This window comes from Faecalibacterium sp. I2-3-92 (assembly GCF_023347315.1).
Lineage (GTDB): Bacteria > Bacillota > Clostridia > Oscillospirales > Ruminococcaceae > Faecalibacterium > Faecalibacterium duncaniae.
Genome location: NZ_CP094470.1, coordinates 2,824,888 through 2,843,233 on the forward strand (window position 1 = coordinate 2,824,888; position 18,346 = coordinate 2,843,233).

Here is an 18,346-nt window from a genome sequence, read left to right on the forward strand (position 1 = left end):
ATCACTCTGCCACAACAACGGTGGCATGGCGGACGATCTTATCGCCCAGCTTGTAGCCCTTCTGGTAAACCGTGATCACGGTGCCGCTCTCCTGCCCATCGGGGGCGGGGATCTGCTGCACGGCATTCATAAAGTTGGGGTCAAAGGGCTTGCCCAGCGCCTCGATCTCCTCCACATGGAGGGCATTCAGCGCCTTGGCGGCTTTGTCCAGCGTCATGGTCACGCCCTTCTTGTAATTCTCGTCGGTGGTGGGGGCGTTGGCCGCCATCTCCAGCGTATCCAGAATGGGGATGATCTGGTTCACGGCAAAGGACACGCCGTCGTTGAACTTCTGGTCAGCCTCACGGGTGGAGCGCTTGCGGTAGTTCTCATACTCGGCGGCCATCCGCAGCAGCTGATCCTTGGCCTGATTGGCATTCTTCTCAGCCGCGTCCAGCTTTGCCTTCACAGCCTCCAGCTCCCGGGCCTTCTTGTTGAAGAAGCCATCCTTTTTCTTGGGGTCTGCCGCTTCAGCGTTCGTCTCGGGAGCCGCTTCCTGCTCAGGTGCAGTTTCCGGGGCGGCCTGCTCGGCGGTGTTGGGCTCCACGGCAGGTTCTTCTGCCTGCGGGGTCTTTTTTGTTTCTTCGCTCATTCCAGGTCCTCCTTATAGATCACAGTCCGCCGGGGTGCGGCTGCCTGCGGGGTATCTTTTCGTTTGCCGCTCATTCCTTCGCCAAGCTGATCGGCAAAGGTGTGGAGCAGCGGCATCAGCTTCTGGAAGGGCATCCGGGTGGGGCCGATGAGGGCCACGGAGCCCCAGAGGCCTCCGCCCACCAGATACCGGTCACTCACGATGCACAGGCCGGGGATCTGAGGTTCCAGATCCTCGCCCAGCAGGATGCTTTCGCTCTGCTCTGCCGGGGGTGCAATGAGGGCGGCGGCCTGCTCTTCGTCGTTCAGCAGGCTCAGGATGCTGCCCACCTTGCCGTCCAGCTGAGGCCAGTCCAGCAGGTACTGCTCACCACCCAGATACACATGGGGCTGGGTGGAATCCTGCAGGATGGCGGCGGCGGCGCTGATCACCGGCACCAGCTCCGGGCTGATCTGGCTGCACAGCTCTGCAAGGAGCCGGGGCGACAGATCAACAGGAGCCACAAAGGTCAGGTTCCGGTTGAGCAGGGCGGCAAGCGCCGCTGCATTTTCCCGGGAAAGACCGGTGCGGACCCGCGCCACACGGGTGCGGACATAACCGGCAGTGGTCACAGCCAGCACCGCTGCGGCACTGCGGCCCACCTGCACCACCTCGTAGTGGGCGATGCAGAGATCCTCAGCACAGGGAGTGCTGACGGCGGCGGTGCAGCCGCTGATGGAGGCCAGCGCCTTGGCGGCACCCTGTGCCAGCTTTTCCGGCTCGTGGTCAAGGCTTGCGAACACCGCGTCCACACGGGCGCGGGTCACACGGTCCAGCGGCTGGTCATCGGTGAGAAGATGATCCAGATAATAACGGTAGCCCTTGGCACTGGGGACACGGCCTGCGCTGGTGTGGGGCTGCTCCAGCAGACCCAGCTTGGTCAGCGCGGCCATCTCGTTGCGCAGCGTGGCACTGGAAACTGCCATATCAAAGTAGTTTGCCAGCACACTGCTGCCCACGGGCTCGCCCTCGAGGCCATACAGCGCAACGATCGCCTGCAAGACACGCTGCTTGCGTGCATCCATCGTCATAGCGCCTGCCTCCTTCGTTCGCTTTTCGTTCTTTAGCACTCATTCTCCCTGAGTGCTAAGACCATTATATCCAATTTTGCGGCGCTGTCAATAGCTTCTCAGAAAAGTTTTGAAAGATTCATAATTCTGTCATAAAGGCCGCACAAAAAAGAGCCGCCCTGCGGCGGCTCTCCTATATAATAGATCATTCCTCCATCTGCTTTGCCAGAAATGCCGCCGCCACGTTCACCGCCTTGAGCTGGGCGGCATCGGGCTGGGCAGTGCGGTCCTCCGTGAGCAGGCCCACACTGCCGGTGACATCCCCCGCCGCAATGATGGGCACAGCGCACAGCAGCGCCCGGGGTGAGCCCTCACAGGGCAGCAATGCCTTTTCGGGGCTGCCATCGCTCTGGTAGGGCTTGCGGCTGTCCATCAGCTTTTCCAGCGGCTGGCTCACGCTGCGGTCTGCCAGATCCCGCCTGCCCGCACCGGATGCCGCCAGAATGCGGTCCCGGTCTGAGACAAAGGCCGTCAGGGCAAAGCACTTGCTCAGCACATCCACATACTGGGCCGTCACCCCGCTCAGTTCCCCCATGGGCGAATACTTTTTGAAGATGACCTCGCCGTCCCCTGTTGTGAAGATCTCCAGCGGGTCTCCCCTGCGGATGCGCTGGGTGCGGCGGATCTCCTTGGGGATGACCACCCGCCCCAGCTCATCGATGCGGCGCACGATGCCGGTTGCTTTCATAAGGTTCCCTTCCTTTCCATGTTCCGGTTTTGCTTCCAGATTTCTGTGAAGTATGGTTATTCTGTGGAAACAGGAAGGGAATTATTCATTCAGCCCCGGCCGGAGCCTTACCTGCGCACATACTGCGTCTTTCTGCCCGCGCCGATCCTCTTCAGAACGCCCTCCTCTGTCAGTTTTTTCAGCGCGCTTTCAATCGAGCTTGTACCAAAGCCCGGGCAGGCCTCTGCGGCCTCCTGTTTTGTAAAGGCTCCCAGCCTTTCCATCGCATAACTGCGCACTCGTTCGTACGCCGTCACGCGCTTCTGTCCCCCGCCAACCAGATCGACCCGCTGCTCAAAATCCTGATAACAGGAGCAGATCACCGCCAGCATATATTTGATGAACGGTGTCGGGTCATTTTCCTCCTCATGCCAGTGCTGATCAGCCTGCGCCAATGCTGCATAGTACTCATCCTTAGTCTCTGCAATTGCTTTTTCAATGCTGATGTACTGCCCCACAACATATCCATTCTGATACAGCATCAAAAGGGTCAGCAGCCGGCTCATTCTGCCGTTACCATCATTGAAAGGATGGATACAGAGAAAATCCAAGATAAAACAGGGGATCAAAAGCAGGGGATCAACGAGTTCTCTGTGCAGCACATCCTGATAAGTGCAGCAAAGTGCCTCCACAGCACCCGGTGTCTCGTATGGTTCCAGCGGGCGGAACAGCACATGGCGTTCCCCGCTGGGAAGGGTCATATCGATTTCATTGGGTGTAGTCTTAAAATGTCCTCGATAGGTCAAATTCGTATATTTCAGCAGATCACGGTGCAGTTGCAGGATGTACCCCGGCTCTACCGGAATATAGGCATAGTTCTCGTGGATGAGATTTAAAACATTCCGATATCCCAATATCTCCATTTCGTCCCGGTTACGTGGAGTCGTTTTATCTTCAACCAGCTGTTTCAGGCGTGCATTGGTCGTGATGATTCCTTCGATCCGATTGGAGGACTCTGTACTTTGGATCTTTGCGATCTCCACCAGCCGCTCCAATTCAGCGGGCCTTTGTTTCAGATATAGTTCCTGCCGCCCCTTGCATTCATGGATCTTCGCAACATAAGACAAGACCTCATTATCCCAGGAGTATTCTGCAATCTTTTTATAATCAAATGTACGCATGATTCACCCATTTCTTCTCCCAGCCCGTTCTTCCTTCTCCCAATTATACGCTCATTTTGGGAGAAAGCACAAGAAACTGGGAGAAATCTTTTATCGTTCTCGTCACTCGCAGCTCCGGCCGGAGCGCTGCTTATCCTCATACATCCGGTGGTCAGCCAGGATGCGGATGGCACGTACATCGTCGCTGTCGCAGGGGTAGACCGCACAGCCGCAGCTGGTGCCAACCTGCACCTCTGCATCCTTCAGGCGGTAAGGCTCCCGGATGGCTGCCTTGATCTTTTCCACCCGGCTCTTGCAGAACCCCTCCGTTACGGCTCCGTTGACGATGAGGGCGAACTCATCCCCGCCGATGCGGAACACCGCATCGCTCTCCCGCACGCAGCCCCGCAGGCGGCTGGCCACCTCCTTGAGCAGCTGGTCGCCCACATCGTGGCCGTAACGGTCGTTCACAGGCTTGAAACGGTCAAGGTCGAGGTAGAACAGGACAAACGGTGTCCTGTTCAGCTCGTTTTCTTTCAACAATGCGTCAAAATAGCGTTCATTATACAGTCCGGTCAGGCCGTCGGTGTTGGCCAGGTCCTCCATCTGCTGGCGGGCCTCCTCTTCCTGCCGGAGGGCGCGCTCCTTTTCCTCCACGCGCAGGCGGGCATCGATGCGGACACCGTGCACCAGCACGATGCCTGCGCAGAAGAACAGCCCAGCCAGCAGCAGGATGGTGGCGTTCTGGATCTTCCGCATTCCACTGTCCACCACGTCACGGCCGACGATGCCCACAATGGACAGATCCTGAAAGCCCACAGGCTGGTAGACCAGATAATAGCTCTTGCCCTCAAGCCAGCAGGAAAGGCTGCCGCTGCGGCCCTCTGCCACGTCCTGCCGGGCCCGGGTCAGTGTGCCCGCATCCACCTGCGCATACTTCTGCAGGTAGTCGAACAGGTTGTCCATCCAGTCCTCGATCTCGCTCTTGGGCTCCTCCGAGAGCATCACATCGCCATCGGGATGGATGATGTAGCAGTCGCTCTGGCCACCGTAAGCACTGCCGCCGATCAATTCCTCTATGGTCTTATTCCGATAGCTCACGGCAAGGCTGGTGTAGGTGGTGCCGTCGATCTCCACCGGCGCAATGGGCGCAGAGTATACCACCCGGCGCTCCCCGCTCCGCATGATGTAGCTGGACACCGTAGGCTTGCCGGTGCGGTACATCTCCTCAAAGGCCGTCCAGAGGTGATCCACTTTTTCATGCTTGCCCCGGATGCTCCAATATTCGCAGTTTTCATTGAACAGATACACGCTGCTGTACCGCCAGATCTCCCGCTCGGCCTCATAGCTGCGCAGGCGTTCCTCCGCCAGGCCCTCCTCATTGGCAGCCTGCAGGCTCTTGCCCCACTCGTTCAGCATGTTCCAGTTGCTCCGGCTGAAGATGGTAAACGCCTTATCCACCTGCTCATAGGTCTCCAGCAGGTTGCGGGTGCCTTCGTCATAGAACTGCTGCCGGATGTACAGGATGTACCAGCACAGACCTGTCACCACGACCATCGCCAGCAGCAGCGCAGCTGCCGTCCATCTTTCTTTTTTCTTCCACATATTCAGCTTCTCCTCAGCAGAGTCCCAACTCTCTGCCCTTTTCCGGCCGCATTTCCACAGCCTGCGAAACCACGCAATTCCGTCGAATCAACACTACCAAATTCTGCTTTTTCTGTCAAGGCTTTCGTCAAAGATTATTCGCTGCAAATTTGGGGCATTCTTCTATCCTTTTGCTGCTGTGTATGTTATAATAAAATGTATGGATTTCTGAGGGGGTGCTCTTATGCAGCAGATCGTGATATTGGGCGGCGGTGCAGCGGGCCTTGCCGCCGCATTGGCCGCCGCCCAGTCTGCCCCGGCAGGTGCAGTGCGGGTGACGGTGCTGGACCGCAACCCCAGGTGCGGCAAAAAGCTGTTGGCCACCGGCAACGGCCGCTGCAATTTGGACAACACCGGCATTGCACCGGAGCAGTATTTCACCGCTGACCCCGCCGCCCTGCGGCCCCTGCTGGCCGCGGTGGATGCCGCCGCACCGCTGGAATGGTTCGCGGCGCTGGGCCTGTACACCCGCACCGATGAGGCCGGGCGGGTGTACCCCTACTCCAACCAGGCCGCAGACGTGCTGGCCCTGCTGGAAGGCCACCTTGCCCGGCTGGGCGTGGAGGTGCGTACCGGCTGCACTGTGCAGACCCTGAGCCAGAACCGCAGCGGCTACACCATCCTGTGTGAGAATGCCGAGGGTCAGGACCAGACCCTGCGGGCCGATGCCGTCATCTGCGCCATGGGCGGCAATGCCGGGCCGCAGTTCGGCACCGACGGCTTCGGCACCCGATTCGCCGCCCAGTGCGGCGGAAAGCTGGAGCCGCTGTACCCCTGCCTGACCGCCCTGCAGACAGCAAAGCCCAACCGATCTCTGGCCGGCATCCGGGCCAAGGCCGCTGCCACCCTGCTGGACCTCGACCGCCACTGCACCGTAGCCGTGGAAAACGGCGAGGTGCAGTTCACGGACTACGGGCTTTCGGGTATCTGCATCATGCAGCTGTCCGGCCATCTGGCCCCGGGGCGGGGGCCAAAGCGCCCGGCCGTTGAGCTGGACCTCTTCCCCATGCTGGATGAGACTGCCCTGACCGCCCTGTTTGCGGCCCGGGTGCCCCTGCTGCCGGGCAAGGCACCTGCGGATTTCTGGACAGGTCTGCTCAATCCCAAGCTGGGCCGCGCCCTGTGGGCAGCGGCAAAGCTGCCTGAAAAACCGGTGGACACCCTGCCGGATGCCGCCTGGCAGGTGCTGGCCAACGCGGCCAAGCACTGGCTGTTCGAGGGCCTGACCCCCTGCGGCTGGAAGCAGGCCCAGACCACCGGCGGCGGCCTGAGCCTGACCGAAGTGACCCCCAGCTTCCAGTTCAAGGGCTGCCCCGGCCTTTACTTTGTGGGTGAAACGCTGGACTGCGCCGGCAGCTGCGGCGGCTTCAACCTGCACTGGGCCTTTGGCAGCGGCATCGCCGCCGGGCGTGACGCGGTGCGGAGCCTGAAGCGGCCTGCCCCGAAGCTGAATAAAAAGAAGCGATAAAGAATGACCCTCTCCATCCCGCATCTGACAGACAGACTGCAGGGACGGAGAGGGTCATTTTCGTTTCAGATACGCTTGTGTCTCCCGGACCACCACCCCCGAAAGCCCCACTACGCCCACAAGATTGGGCAGCATCATCAGGCCGTTGAAGGTATCGGAGAGCGCCCAGGCCAGATCCAGCTTCATCACAGCACCCACCAGCACCATGGCCGCAAATACCAGTTTATATCCTGCAGCGGCACGCTCCCCCAGCAGATACACCACTGCCCGGGTGCCGTAATGGCTCCACCCCAGCGTAGTGGAATAGGCAAACAGCAGGACCGACACCGCGATGAACTGCGGCCCGAACGCCCCGAACACCGTGGAAAAGGCCTGCCCCACCAGTGCAGAGCCTTCCACGCCGGTCAGGGCCGCGCCGGTATCCAGATCCACAAGGCCGCTGGTGAGTACCACAAGAGCCGTGAGGGTGCAGACCACCATGGTATCTGCAAACACCTCGAACATGCCCCACATTCCCTGCTGGACAGGCTCCTCCACGTTGGCCGCGCAGTGCACCAGCACCGACGCGCCCAGTCCTGCTTCGTTGGAAAAGGCTCCCCGCTTGAATCCCCAGCTGATGGCCCGGGCCATGCCGTAACCCAGCACCCCGCCCCCGGCGGCCTGCAAGCCAAACGCCCCCCGGAAGATGGCCGCGAATGCCGCCGGGACAGCCGCCCAATGGACACAGACCACGGTCAGCGCCCCGAACAGGTAGAACAGGGCCATGAGCGGGACGATGGCCTCCGTGACTGCGGCCACCCGCTTCAGCCCGCCCAGTATGACCCGCCCGGTGAGCAGGGCCAGTACGATGCCCGTTGCCACCGGCGGCACCCGGAACACCGCCTGCAGATTGCCCGCAATGGAGTTGATCTGGCTCATATTCCCCATGCCGAAGCTGGCCAGCACGCAAAAGCAGGCAAACAGCACCGCCAGTGCCCGGCCAAAGCCGCCGCCCAGCCCCTCGGCCAGATAGTACATGGGCCCGCCGCACCATCTTCCGGCGGCATCCCGGCGGCGGTAGCAGATGCCCAGCACGTTCTCGGCATAGCTGGTCATCATCCCCAGCAGGGCCATGACCCACATCCAGAACACAGCCCCAGGCCCGCCTGCCAGAATGGCCGCCGCCACGCCCACGATGTTGCCGGTGCCGATGGTCGCCGCCAGCGCCGTGCAAAGGCTCTGGAACTGGCTGATGGCTTCATCGTCCGTGTGGGCGGCACAGTCCTGCTCACCCGGCAGATGGTGCGTACCCGCATCCAGACCGCCCAGCCCCAGAGCGGGGTGCCCATCCAGCTGCCCCGGGCCGAGCACCGGATGACCCTGCTTCTCTGCACCGCCGGAGAGCAGCCGGGCTTTTTGCTGGTCTACCTGAACGCCGCCCAGAACAGTCTGAACCTGCTGGCTGTGCCGGGGGAGCTGACGGTTCCCTTCAACGGAGAGACTGCCAGCCTTGCCCACTGCTACGGAGCGGCGGGGCCCGCCCGGTGCCGTCAGGCGCTTCTGGAGGTGCTGGGCCTGCCGGAGGATATGCTTTATCTGGCGCTGTCCCCCGCCGTGCTGGAAAAGACTGCTTCCCGTTACGGGCCGGTGCGGGTGGGGTTTTCGGGGGCACTGACTGCCGATGAGCTGGCCGAAACCGGGCTTTCCGCCGCCGTGCAGAGCATTTCGGCCAAGGAGGCCCACGCTCTGCTCTCCGGCTGGGATGCGGACGGCACCCTGCCGCCTGCCCGCCGGGCCGCCGCCCGGGCGGCAGTATGGGAAGCCTTTTTCCGGCAGGACCTCGCCCTGCTGCCCGCCACCCTGCCGGATGCCCTGCGGGCCAGCAGCACGGCCCTGCTCACCGACTTTGCGGCGCAGGATTATACCCTGCTGGGCACGATCCTGGAGTTTCTGGCCAACAACAGCGCCCTCCCCCACGCCGAGGCCCTGCCCGGGGCGTGGGATGCAAAAGCGGGCACTTACACGGTCACAGACGCTTCCCGGGCGGTGGTGCAGACCTTCCTCAGCGTTTCGCCCGCCTCTGGGAACGATGTTTCGCTCAGGGAGCCATAGCCCAGTACAAACGTACCGGAAAAATCCTGTTCCCCGCCGGTCAGGTCATAATCGCTCAGCAGACTCAGGGCCACGCCCTGCGCCTTTGCGGCGGCGTGAAGGGCGGCATCCGGCGGGGCATTTTTCAGACTTGCCAACAGATGCAGGCCGGTGTGCAGGCCGGTCAGGGTCAGCTCGTCCGGCGCAAAAGCAGCGCGCAGAGAGGCAGCCAGAGCATCCCGCCGGGCCTTGTAGGCCACGCGCTCCCGGGCAAGATGCCGGGTAAAGTAGCCCTCGCGGATGAAGCGGGCCAGGGTCTGCTGCTCAAACCGGCTGACGGTGCCGGAATAGATCCGGTACTTTGCCCGCCAGGCGGGCAGCAGCTGCCGGGGCAGCACCATGTAGGCGATGCGGATGCCGGGGGCCAGGCTGCGGGAGCAGGTGGAGAGGTAGACCACCGGGCCGTCGGCCCCGGCCATGCCCTGCAGGCTGGGCAGGGGGCGGGTATCAAAGCGGAACTCCGAATCGTAATCGTCCTCTATGATATACCGCTGGCCCGGGCAGCGGGATGCCCAGTGGAGCAGCTCCGTGCGGCGGCCCGCCGGCATGGTCACGCCCGTGGGAAACTGGTGGCTGGGCGTGACATAGCACACCGCCGCACCCGAGCCGGACAATGCCTCAACAGAAAGGCCGTCCGCATCCACAGGCAGGCAGCAGCACGCCACGCCGTTGTTTTCCAGCACCTGCTTCGCGCGCTGGTAGCCGGGGTTTTCCACCGCCGTTTTGCCGGGCAGGAGCGGGGCCAACAGGCTCAGCAGATACTCCATACCGGCACCCACCACCACCTGCTCGGCGGTGCACCGCACGCCCCGGTATTCCTCCAGATAGTCCGCCAGCGCCTGCCGCAGCTCCACGTCCCCCTGTGCATCGCCATGGGTCAGCAGCTGGGGCGAGGAATAGAGCAGCTCTTTCTGCAGCCGGGCCCAGGTGCGGAACGGGAACAGCCCCGGGTCCACGCCCCGGGTGGACAGATCGAACCGGACGGGCGGCTCGGCCGCTTCCGGCGGAGCGGCAGACACCGGGGGCGGCACTTCCTCGGGCCGGGTGGGCAGGGCAAGATATTCCTGTACATAAAAGCCGCTGCGCTCCCGTGGCTCCATGTAGCCCTCGGTCGCCAGGATCTGATATGCCGCGTCCACCGTGTTGACAGAAACCGACAGCTCTGCCGCCAGCCGCCGCTTGCCGGGCATCCGGGTGCCCGCCGGAATGGCCCCGCTGCGCATCTCGGCGGCAAGGCTCTCATAGAGCTGCTCGTACAGCGGCACCCCGCTGGCGGCATCCAGTGCAGTTGTCAGATGAAACATAAGACCCCTCCCCTTTTTGGATGCTTTGCCAAACTGACCCCATAAAAAAACTTTATTCTGGGTATTTTCATGGTGCCAGTTTCGCGTATAATAGGAGCATACCAACCACACACCCAAATGTCAAGTGGTTTTATGGGTAAGTAACTTTGAAACGGGCGAACGATCCTGCAGAGCAGGATGGAGGGGGTTCGCCCTGAAAAAATATGGAGGGAAAAATCATGTCTACAACTGCAATGTGGCTGCTGCTGGCTGTGGTGATCGTTGTCATCCTGTTCGGCAGTGTGCTGTACAAGCGCACCTTTACCACCAAGGAGCTGGCCCTGACCGGCGTTATGGCCGCGCTGAGCCTGGTGGCATACCTGTTCTTCCGTGTGCCGTTCTACGGCGGCTCCTCGTTCCATCTGGGCAACACCTTCACCGCCCTGACCGCCCTGCTGCTGGACGGCGTTTCCGGCGGTCTGGCCGGTGCGATCGGTCTGGCTCTGGCCGATATCCTGGCCGGTGACCCGGGCTATGCCGTGACCACCTTTGTGCTGAAGTTCATCATCGGCATCACCTGCGGTGCCGTGGCCCACAAGGTGTTCAAGCTGCGCGATCTCGACCGCCACAGCAAGGGCTACCTGCTCAAGGTCATCGTGGCAGGCGGCTCCGGCCTGCTGCTGAACGTCATCACCGACCCGTTCCTGGGCTATTTCCGCAACATTTACATCTTTGGCCAGGAGTATACCGTGGCACAGGCCCTGTCCAAGATCGCCGGTGGTGTCACCTTTATCAACAGCGTAGCCTCCACCATCTGCGTGGTCATCCTGTATCTGGCCCTGCGCCCGGCTCTGGAGCGCGCCGGTCTGCTGCCCAAGGGCGAAAAAAAGTAAGCCTCTCATCTCTTTCTGACGCATATATGGAAAGCCCCCGGCCTGTATCCTCAACATGATATGCTACCCCTAGAGTAGACAGAGTAAAAAGAAAACTCTGCGTACTCTGGGGGTATTTTCATATCAAGCAAGAACAATCACCATACAGCGGAAGTAAAATATCAAAAAAATGTCCCGTGTTGGACGCTGCAAGCTCACGGCCTTTCCATGAATCGAGCGTCCTAACGCCGATTTGCACAAAAAATTCGCCGTTCCCTTGTGGAAACGGCGAACAAAAATCTTATATTATTTTTTGTCTACTTGACGGGGCACTTCACGGGCAGGCGATGTGGGACAGAAGCGCAGAAAATCAGCCCTCGATGAGCTCAACGGTCTTCATCTTGACGGGGGTAGTGGGCTTATCGTTCCAGTCGGTGCGGACGGAAGCGATCTTATCCACGACCTCCATTCCGGCAACGACCTTGCCGAAAGCGGCATACTGGCCGTCCAGATGGGGAGCGTCCTTGTGCATGATGAAGAACTGGCTGCCGGCGCTGTTGGGGTTCATGCTGCGGGCCATGCTGATCACGCCGCGGGTGTGCTTGATGGGGTTGTTCACACCGTTTGCAGCGAACTCGCCCTTGATGTTCCAGCCCGGGCCGCCGGTGCCGTTGCCCAGCGGGCAGCCGCCCTGGATCATAAAACCGGGGATGACACGGTGGAAGGTCAGGCCGTTATAGAAGCCCTCGCTGACCAGCTTCTTGAAATTCTCACAGGTGATGGGGGCGACTTCCTCATTCAGCTCAATGTCGATGATGCCGCCGTCTTCCATAGTAATGCGAACCATAACGCTACAATACTCCTTTTGTGTTGACCCCGCAGCGGGGGTGTGTGGGGCAGAAATGCCTGCCCGGATATCCCTTATAGTATACCATAGGTTTTGCGGGTTTCAACCACGCAGATGCAACCTTTTTGTAAATTCGTCAAAGTTCCGGGGCCGGGAGCCTGCTTATTCCATCTTCATCCGCTTTGTGATGAGTTGGCCATTCTGTACTGTGCCGTCCGTGATATAATACTTCCACTCGGTCGAGCCGTCCGACATCAGGTACTCCACAGCAAACACCTGCCCGGCCTGGATTTTTACAGGGTAGTTGTCGGCTGGCAGAATCTCACGGGGTGTCGGCAGATTCTTGAAGTCCTCGTATGCGTCTTCCAACCGCCAGAACTTTCGGATCTTGTAGCCCTTTACCATCGAAATATCCTGCTCACCGAAATAGGATGCTGTGTAGGTCTTTCCGTTGACTTCCAGCGCGTCGATCCGTTCCGGTTCCTGCGTCAGATCTTTGGTATGGAGATGTTCCCCATAGTTCTCGCTCAACTGTTTTGCCATGCGAAAGTCCGAGTTCCGATACTCCGACTCCACAATATGTGTACTTCCATAGATACCCATGATATCGGTGCGGCGTACCGCTTCCAGCTCCTGATAGCTGCGCCGGAAGTTCTCCGCCATCCGATCCTCCCTGTATCGGACCGAAGAAGCTTCATCCGTCGCCTTGATCTCATAGTACCGTTTGCCCTGTTCCATGTTTTCCTGCGCACGCCGGTACTCTTCGCTGTCCTTCTGCCCATTGGCTTCCAGATAGGCCAGATACCGCGGCCCGGTGCTTTCCCAGGTATGGCCCACGTCGGTGCCGTGGAACACGGTCTCAGGATACTGCTCCTTGATCTGTTTCAGAAAATTCTTCTCGACCTCGGTGCCTCCTTCTGTGCCTCCCCAGTCCTTGAACTGCAGATCCAGCAATTCATCATCGTCGGCCTGCATCCACAGGTTCAGAAATTGTGCATCCGTATACGGGAATTCCACAAACAGATCCCGCATTCCTTTTTCGTAATACTCGCCCCAGATGGAAAGTTCCTTGTCGAGAATGCTCTGCTTGCTGTGTTCTTCTCCGTAAAGATAGATTTCGCCCTTCGGCCCATTTTTTACATAACTCCAGAACAGCCCCACCAGCAGGGTCACAATTAGCACGATGGCCGCATATTTCCAGCGTCCGGTCTTTGTTTCCGTTTTCATTTCAATTCCTCTTTCATTTCGGTCATATCTGCCCAGAATCGCTTGGGGCAGTGGGTCATGCGGCCCTTTTCGTTGTGGCGGGCCTTGATCTCCAGCGTTTTGTAGAACTGCCGCCAGAGCTCCTGAAACTGCTGCTCCTTTTCATCAGGTGGGGGCAGGGTGAGGGGTTCGGCCAGCTCCATGAGCTGAGCCTTGTGGTTCTGGTACAGTAGCACCGCCTGATGGACGGTATCATAGATCAGGAAGTTCTCCTCCGGGAAGCGGGCACAGAAATGCCCGCGCAGGAGGGGCAGAATATAGTTTTTGGGGTGGATGACTGCGCCCAGCATCCCATCGTGCTCCTGAAAACGGACAAAGCCCTGAAACTTGTCCACTTCCCAGTCCAGGCTCTGCTTCATCTGGTAGAGCGGAGCCACCTCCGGATGGCCCCGCCGCTTGACGGTGCCTGGCCCCAGCGCAAAGGCCAGATGCAGAAATCGGATGAGCCGCAGCTCCTTATCCTCCCAGCCCGAGAGGAAATCCCGGGTGACGAGGAATTCCGTCTCTTCGCCCAGCTTGGCGCGGAAGCTGGCAAAGACCCGCCGGGCCTTTGCGCGGTCAGTGGGGATCTCCTTCACAGGGTAGAGGGTAGCCGTCTCCCGCTCCGGGGTCCAGACCGCAAAGGGCAGCTCATGCTGGGCAAAGCTCTCAAACACACAGCAGAGAAAGCCCTCGAAGCTGCCATCATAGAGGTAGACCACGTCGGCATCGTGGAGCTTCCGGGCGGGGCTTACAGGGCTCTGGCCAGACATTGCACTGCCTCCTCCCGCACCATTTTCTGGGCTGTGCGGGGCGGCACGCCCTGCTCCACCAGCCGATCCACGGCGGGCGGGCTGAACATGCTCAGCTGCTCCACCCCGCCGCTGAATACGTTGGGGTCGATGAGCGCCCGGGTGATGCGCTCTCGCCCGGCGCTGCCGCGGCCCGGGTGCGCCCCCGCAAAGCCCCGGCAGGTGATGAAATACTGTGCCCGCTTGAGCACCACGCCCATCCGCTTGAGCTCGTCCAGCCCCAGCGCGGCCTGTTTGCGGGCGTGCCAGATGCGCCGGGCGCTCTTGGGGCCGATCCCCGGCACCCGCAGCAGTATCTCAAAGGGGGCGCGGTTCACGTCCACCGGGAACAGCCCGTAATGCTGCACCGCCCAGTTGCACTTGGGGTCCAGATAGGGGTTGAAGTTGGGGTTGTCCCTGTCCAGAAGTTCCTCTGCCTTGAACTCGTAAAAGCGGAGCAGCCAGTCTGCCTGATAGAGCCGATGCTCCCGCAGCAGCGGCGGTTTGGTATCCAGCGCGGGCAGGCGGGTGTCCTCGGTCACAGGGATGTAGGCGGAGTAAAACACCCGTTTCAGGTGATACTTATTGTATAATCCTTCCGTTAATTGCAGGATGTGATAATCCGTTTCCGGGGAAGCACCCACGATCATCTGGGTGCTCTGGCCCGCCGGGGCAAATCTGGGGGCCTTGCGGTAGAGCGCCACCTCTTCCCGGTTGGCGGCCCCCTCCACCGCGATCTGCTTCATGGGCCGGAAAATGGAGTGCCTCCCTTTGTCCGGAGCCAGCAGGTTCAGGCTGCGCTCACTGGGCAGTTCAATGTTCACGCTCAGGCGGTCGGCCAGAAAGCCCAGCTGTTCCAGCAGCTCCGGGCTGGTGCCGGGAATGGCCTTGGCGTGGATATAGCCGCCGAAACGGTACTCCCCCCGCAGCAGGCGCAGAACCGCCAGCATCCGCTCGGTGGTATAGTCCGGGTTCACCAGCACGGCACTGGAAAGGAACAGACCCTCGATGTAGTTGCGGCGGTAGAATTCAATGGTCAGCTCGGCCAGCTCCCGGGGGGTGAAGGTGGCCCGGGGCACATCGTTGGACTTGCGGTTGACGCAGTAGCTGCAATCAAAGGAGCAGCAGTTGGTCATCAGCACCTTCAGCAGGCTGACACAGCGGCCATCGGCAGTAAAGGCGTGGCAGCAGCCCGGGGCGTAACAGCTGCCGACCCCGCCCGCTCCTGCTGCCCGGGAAGCGCCGCTGGAGGTACAGGCCACATCATATTTTGCGCTGTCCGCCAGGATCGTCAGCTTATCCATCAGGCTCTGTTCCATGGGACACCTCCGAAAAATGGGTATAAAAAAGAAAGCCATACTGGATGGCTTTTCTTTTTCAGGCGCTGGTGGGGCGTTTTTACCACTTCGCCTTGGTCTCCACCACACGGCCTGCAATGTGCAGGTGGTTGAGCTCCTCGCCCTTGATGACCATTTCCTTATAGGCCGGGTTGAAGGGCTGCAGCACCACGCAGTTGCCGCGCTGGAGGTAGCGCTTGAGGGTACCCTCGCCCTCGTCGCCGTAGATCAGCACGCCCAGGTCGCCGTTTTCCAGCGTGTCCTGACGGTGCACCAGGGCAAGGTCACCATCGTGGATGCGGGGTTCCATGCTGTCGCCGCGCACAACGAGATAGAAGTAGCTGGAAGGGTCCTTGACCCGGGCATACTCCTTGCCGTAGTCTTCCTCATAGGCCAGCGCGCCGTAGCCCGCCTTGACCGTGCCGATGACAGGGATCAGGCTGTACACATAGCTGCCGAAGAAGCGCTCTTCGGTCTGGCCCTCCGCGGTGGGGTCGAACAGACCCAACAGATAGTCCGCGGTCGTGTCCAGGATCTCCGCCAGCTTTGCCACGGTGGTGGGGTCCGGGGAACTCTTTCCGCTCTCCCATTTTCCCACGGCCTGCTGAGTCACGCCCAACAGGGAAGCAAGCTCCGCCTGGCTCATGTGCTTTTGCTTTCGGCATTGCCGTAACAGCTCCGGAAACGACATTGTTCAACACTCCTCTGCTTGTACCGGGTCCGGTAAGGTTTTATCTGTATTTATTATACAACAAAAAGATGTTTCAGTAAAGAGGAAATCCCGCTTTTTCTCGAAGAAAAGTTGTCGCTCCGCACAAAAATGCGCACAACGAGCGGAAATTTTGATTTTGGGCTTGACAGCGCCGCTGAAATCTGGTAAATTAAATAGGCATTCGGTACGGCGTGTGCGGGTGCCCACGAGGAGAGATGTCCGAGTGGTTTAAGGAAGCAGTCTTGAAAACTGCCGTACGGCAACGTACCGTGGGTTCGAATCCCACTCTCTCCGCCATTTTTATTGAATAAGTGCAACACACTTTGCTCTGGAGTAGTACTCAAGAGGCCGAAGAGGCGCCCCTGCTAAGGGCGTAGGTCGTCTAAACAACGGCGCGAGGGTTCAAATCCCTCCTACTCCGCCAAGAAAAAGCTCGATGATTCTTTGAAATCACCGGGCTTTTTCCATTTTCAGAAACCAAAAGGCCGCCTCCTCGGAATTTGTTCCGTGAAAGCGGCCTTTCTGTTACAAGATCAGATTCGTCACCGCAGCCAGCACGCTCAGGTGCACCGGGTAGAACCAGTAAAAGGCCTTCTTTTGCAGCGGACTGCACGCGCCCCGCTGCCCGTTGTAGAACCAGACCAGCACAAAAGCCAGCGGGGCGGTGAGTTCCCAGGCAAACAGCACGGCTCCCACGATGCACTGCCGCTTGCGGTCGCCACGGGTCAGGTACAGCGCACAGATGATGAGCACACCGATGCCGTCGTAGTCCGTACAAGCCAGAAGCGCCGCAAGCGTGCAGCCTGCCACACACAAGAGTCCTTTCCAGCTGGCAGAGCCGTCCGGCTTTTCAAAATGCTTCAGACCTGCCATGGCCAGCACGCCCAGCGCCAGCGTCCAGTAAACATTCTGATGGTCCAGTGCAAAGGGCGTGCGGAAAAACGCAAGGTCAAAGGGCACCTCACTGATGAGGGCAAACAGGAACAACCTCCGGACGTATTTTTTCACATCGCGGGTATGTACAAAGCCCTCCACCAGCAAAAAGCAGAAGATAGGAAAGGCCAGCCGCCCGGTGAAGCGCAGCACCATGTCCAGCCGGTACAGCGGATAGGCGGAAAGGGTGTCCCGCGAGAGGGTGCCGATGTCCAGCCCGGGCGTAAGGATCCCTGCCTCGATACAGGACGCGCCGATATGATCCACCAGCATGGTGATGCAGGCAATGGTTTTAAGGGCGGTGCCGCTGAAGCTGCAGCGCGGGGAAAGTGCGGTCATAAAAACACCTCGGTCAGTTTGTAAAAAATCGTTATAAGAATTATAACGGAGGAAAGGTGGCATTTCCTCCGTCTGTTGCGGCAAAATCTGCATAGAGCGTGCACAAATCCGCCCAAAATGCTTGACAGGACGGGCGCAGGATAGTAAAATCAAGAAGATAATTGAACTATCTCAAACCAAAGATGAAAAAGATTCACAGAGGATCGAGCGTCTCCGAACCAGATCAGACCGGAAGGAGGCATTGGGAATGACGCTGTTTTCTTATGAGATTTTCGACGCAGTTGCACGGCAGGGCAGCTTTAACAAAGCGGCTCAACAGCTGCATCTGACCCCCTCAGCCATCAGCCACGCCATCGCCGTGATGGAGGCCGAGCTTGGCTTTACCTTATTCAATCGCGGCAAAAACGGCGTTACCATGACCAGCTACGGCGCTTCGCTGTACCCCTCCATCCGTGCGGTGCTGAACAGCGACGAGGCCCTGCAGCAGAGCATTGCCCGCCTGAACGGCCTGGAAAAGGGCAAGGTCAAGCTGGGGGCCTTCAACTCGATCTGCTCCGGGCTGCTGCCCAGCATCCTCAAGGGCTTTATGGCCCACTACCCCCAGATCGAAGTCGAGGTCTATCAGGGCACCTACGACGATGTTAAGGAGTGGCTGCGCACCGGTCAGGTGGACATTGCCTTCCTCTCCAACAACTGCCGGGAGGAGTTTGTTCTGACCGAGCTGTTCCACGAGCCGCTGCTCTGCATCACCCCCATGGACTGGCCCGAGCCGCCCAACGGCGTGATGACCCCCGCCCTGATGAACGGGCAGAACTTTGTGGTGCAGTGGGATGCCACCGACGCGGAGATGCGTCAGTTCCTCAAGAAGTATTCCCTCTCAACGGAGCGCCGCTGCCATGTCATCGACGACCAGTCGAACATTGCCATGGTCGAGGCAGGCCTGGGTATTTCCATCATGCCCCGGATGCTGCTGCGCAACTGCACGGCAGCGGTCAAGATCTACCCCATCGAGCCCGAAGAGGACCGCGTGGTGGGTCTGGCCGTCCAGCGCCCCACCGCCATGGCTCCCGCCGTGGAGCAGATGTTCCACCACATCGTGGAGTGCTGCAAGGATCTGGACTGAACAACAGTGTAACATAACGGGCCGGTGTGCGCAACACCGGCCCGTTTTTTGCCGC

At 59.9% G+C, this 18,346-nt stretch carries 17 protein-coding genes and 2 tRNA genes; 6 read left to right on the forward strand and 13 right to left on the reverse strand.

The window, feature by feature from the left end; all coding sequences use genetic code 11:
• Position 1 precedes the first annotated feature (1 nt).
• From grpE to MTP42_RS13960, 5 genes are all read right to left on the reverse strand, one after another.
• Entirely contained in the window at positions 2-631 is a 630-nt protein-coding gene (grpE, locus tag MTP42_RS13940) for a nucleotide exchange factor GrpE (protein ID WP_156182169.1), read from the reverse strand.
• On the reverse strand, positions 628-1,701 hold the full coding sequence (hrcA, locus tag MTP42_RS13945; protein ID WP_249257588.1) for a heat-inducible transcriptional repressor HrcA: 1,074 nt from the start codon (positions 1,699-1,701) through the stop codon (positions 628-630). Before hrcA ends, grpE begins: the two co-directional genes overlap by 4 nt.
• A 184-nt stretch (positions 1,702-1,885) precedes the next feature.
• Positions 1,886-2,428 (reverse strand): stage V sporulation T C-terminal domain-containing protein, encoded by a 543-nt coding sequence (locus MTP42_RS13950; protein ID WP_005934668.1) that lies wholly within the window; start codon positions 2,426-2,428, stop codon positions 1,886-1,888.
• Between the two features lie 107 nt (positions 2,429-2,535).
• Positions 2,536-3,588, reverse strand: a complete 1,053-nt coding sequence (locus MTP42_RS13955; RefSeq protein ID WP_227622228.1) for a Fic family protein — start codon at positions 3,586-3,588, stop codon at positions 2,536-2,538.
• Positions 3,589-3,690: 102 nt separating this feature from the next.
• Positions 3,691-5,172 carry a sensor domain-containing diguanylate cyclase gene (locus MTP42_RS13960; protein WP_249257589.1) on the reverse strand — a complete coding sequence of 494 codons (1,482 nt, stop codon included), beginning with the start codon at positions 5,170-5,172 and terminating at the stop codon, positions 3,691-3,693.
• Positions 5,173-5,395: 223 nt separating this feature from the next.
• On the opposite strand from MTP42_RS13960, the gene MTP42_RS13965 reads away from it, so the two are divergent.
• Positions 5,396-6,679: an NAD(P)/FAD-dependent oxidoreductase gene (locus tag MTP42_RS13965; protein ID WP_249257590.1), complete on the forward strand. Its 1,284-nt coding sequence runs from the start codon at positions 5,396-5,398 to the stop codon at positions 6,677-6,679.
• A gap of 54 nt (positions 6,680-6,733) precedes the next feature.
• Here MTP42_RS13965 and MTP42_RS13970 read toward each other — a convergent pair whose 3' ends face one another.
• The gene (locus MTP42_RS13970; RefSeq protein ID WP_442899470.1) at positions 6,734-7,978 is read right to left on the reverse strand and encodes an alanine/glycine:cation symporter family protein; all 1,245 of its coding nucleotides are present in this window, start codon (positions 7,976-7,978) and stop codon (positions 6,734-6,736) included.
• Between MTP42_RS13970 and MTP42_RS13975 the strand changes: the two genes are divergently transcribed.
• Positions 7,958-8,770: a hypothetical protein gene (locus MTP42_RS13975; protein WP_249257591.1), complete on the forward strand. Its 813-nt coding sequence runs from the start codon at positions 7,958-7,960 to the stop codon at positions 8,768-8,770. The two genes, MTP42_RS13970 and MTP42_RS13975, sit on opposite strands and share 21 nt — an antisense overlap.
• Here MTP42_RS13975 and pdxR read toward each other — a convergent pair.
• Positions 8,677-10,113: a MocR-like pyridoxine biosynthesis transcription factor PdxR gene (pdxR, locus tag MTP42_RS13980; protein WP_249257592.1), complete on the reverse strand. Its 1,437-nt coding sequence runs from the start codon at positions 10,111-10,113 to the stop codon at positions 8,677-8,679. The two genes, MTP42_RS13975 and pdxR, sit on opposite strands and share 94 nt — an antisense overlap.
• Positions 10,114-10,331: 218 nt before the next feature.
• Here pdxR and MTP42_RS13985 point away from each other — a divergent pair, with 218 nt between their 5' ends.
• A complete protein-coding gene (locus MTP42_RS13985; protein ID WP_143405763.1) occupies positions 10,332-10,985 on the forward strand; it encodes an ECF transporter S component in 654 nt (217 codons plus the stop codon).
• A 349-nt stretch (positions 10,986-11,334) separates the two neighbouring features.
• Here MTP42_RS13985 and MTP42_RS13990 read toward each other — a convergent pair whose 3' ends face one another.
• From MTP42_RS13990 to MTP42_RS14010, 5 genes are all read right to left on the reverse strand, one after another.
• Positions 11,335-11,811, reverse strand: a complete 477-nt coding sequence (locus tag MTP42_RS13990) for a peptidylprolyl isomerase (protein WP_005934679.1) — start codon at positions 11,809-11,811, stop codon at positions 11,335-11,337.
• Between the two features lie 162 nt (positions 11,812-11,973).
• Positions 11,974-13,038, reverse strand: coding sequence for a hypothetical protein (locus MTP42_RS13995; protein ID WP_249257593.1), 1,065 nt, complete (start codon positions 13,036-13,038; stop codon positions 11,974-11,976).
• Positions 13,035-13,829: a TIGR03915 family putative DNA repair protein gene (locus tag MTP42_RS14000; RefSeq protein WP_249257594.1), complete on the reverse strand. Its 795-nt coding sequence runs from the start codon at positions 13,827-13,829 to the stop codon at positions 13,035-13,037. Before MTP42_RS14000 ends, MTP42_RS13995 begins: the two co-directional genes overlap by 4 nt.
• Positions 13,808-15,166, reverse strand: coding sequence for a putative DNA modification/repair radical SAM protein (locus tag MTP42_RS14005; RefSeq protein WP_249257595.1), 1,359 nt, complete (start codon positions 15,164-15,166; stop codon positions 13,808-13,810). The genes MTP42_RS14000 and MTP42_RS14005 overlap by 22 nt, the downstream gene beginning before the upstream one ends.
• A gap of 79 nt (positions 15,167-15,245) precedes the next feature.
• On the reverse strand, positions 15,246-15,875 hold the full coding sequence (locus tag MTP42_RS14010) for a LexA family protein (protein WP_005934683.1): 630 nt from the start codon (positions 15,873-15,875) through the stop codon (positions 15,246-15,248).
• 230 nt (positions 15,876-16,105) lie between these two features.
• On the opposite strand from MTP42_RS14010, the gene MTP42_RS14015 reads away from it, so the two are divergent.
• Both MTP42_RS14015 and MTP42_RS14020 read left to right on the forward strand, forming a co-directional pair.
• Positions 16,106-16,193, forward strand: a tRNA-Ser gene (locus MTP42_RS14015).
• 33 nt (positions 16,194-16,226) lie between these two features.
• A tRNA-Ser gene (locus tag MTP42_RS14020) sits at positions 16,227-16,320 on the forward strand.
• A gap of 101 nt (positions 16,321-16,421) precedes the next feature.
• Here MTP42_RS14020 and MTP42_RS14025 read toward each other — a convergent pair.
• A complete protein-coding gene (locus MTP42_RS14025) occupies positions 16,422-17,168 on the reverse strand; it encodes a TraX family protein (protein ID WP_249257596.1) in 747 nt (248 codons plus the stop codon).
• Between the two features lie 247 nt (positions 17,169-17,415).
• Between MTP42_RS14025 and MTP42_RS14030 the strand changes: the two genes are divergently transcribed.
• On the forward strand, positions 17,416-18,291 hold the full coding sequence (locus MTP42_RS14030; RefSeq protein WP_097773180.1) for a LysR family transcriptional regulator: 876 nt from the start codon (positions 17,416-17,418) through the stop codon (positions 18,289-18,291).
• Positions 18,292-18,346 lie beyond the last annotated feature (55 nt).

Excerpts from the sequence above, each read along its gene's own strand:
- grpE (WP_156182169.1), bottom strand. The coding sequence starts at position 631 with ATGAGCGAAGAAACAAAAAAGACCCCGCAGGCAGAAGAACCTGCCGTG.
- hrcA (WP_249257588.1), bottom strand. The coding sequence starts at position 1,701 with ATGACGATGGATGCACGCAAGCAGCGTGTCTTGCAGGCGATCGTTGCG.
- MTP42_RS13950 (WP_005934668.1), bottom strand. The coding sequence starts at position 2,428 with ATGAAAGCAACCGGCATCGTGCGCCGCATCGATGAGCTGGGGCGGGTG.
- MTP42_RS13955 (WP_227622228.1), bottom strand. The coding sequence starts at position 3,588 with ATGCGTACATTTGATTATAAAAAGATTGCAGAATACTCCTGGGATAAT.
- MTP42_RS13960 (WP_249257589.1), bottom strand. The coding sequence starts at position 5,172 with ATGTGGAAGAAAAAAGAAAGATGGACGGCAGCTGCGCTGCTGCTGGCG.
- MTP42_RS13965 (WP_249257590.1), top strand. The coding sequence starts at position 5,396 with ATGCAGCAGATCGTGATATTGGGCGGCGGTGCAGCGGGCCTTGCCGCC.
- MTP42_RS13975 (WP_249257591.1), top strand. The coding sequence starts at position 7,958 with ATGGTGCGTACCCGCATCCAGACCGCCCAGCCCCAGAGCGGGGTGCCC.
- pdxR (WP_249257592.1), bottom strand. The coding sequence starts at position 10,113 with ATGTTTCATCTGACAACTGCACTGGATGCCGCCAGCGGGGTGCCGCTG.
- MTP42_RS13985 (WP_143405763.1), top strand. The coding sequence starts at position 10,332 with ATGTCTACAACTGCAATGTGGCTGCTGCTGGCTGTGGTGATCGTTGTC.
- MTP42_RS13990 (WP_005934679.1), bottom strand. The coding sequence starts at position 11,811 with ATGGTTCGCATTACTATGGAAGACGGCGGCATCATCGACATTGAGCTG.
- MTP42_RS13995 (WP_249257593.1), bottom strand. The coding sequence starts at position 13,038 with ATGAAAACGGAAACAAAGACCGGACGCTGGAAATATGCGGCCATCGTG.
- MTP42_RS14000 (WP_249257594.1), bottom strand. The coding sequence starts at position 13,829 with ATGTCTGGCCAGAGCCCTGTAAGCCCCGCCCGGAAGCTCCACGATGCC.
- MTP42_RS14005 (WP_249257595.1), bottom strand. The coding sequence starts at position 15,166 with ATGGAACAGAGCCTGATGGATAAGCTGACGATCCTGGCGGACAGCGCA.
- MTP42_RS14010 (WP_005934683.1), bottom strand. The coding sequence starts at position 15,875 with ATGTCGTTTCCGGAGCTGTTACGGCAATGCCGAAAGCAAAAGCACATG.
- MTP42_RS14025 (WP_249257596.1), bottom strand. The coding sequence starts at position 17,168 with ATGACCGCACTTTCCCCGCGCTGCAGCTTCAGCGGCACCGCCCTTAAA.
- MTP42_RS14030 (WP_097773180.1), top strand. The coding sequence starts at position 17,416 with ATGACGCTGTTTTCTTATGAGATTTTCGACGCAGTTGCACGGCAGGGC.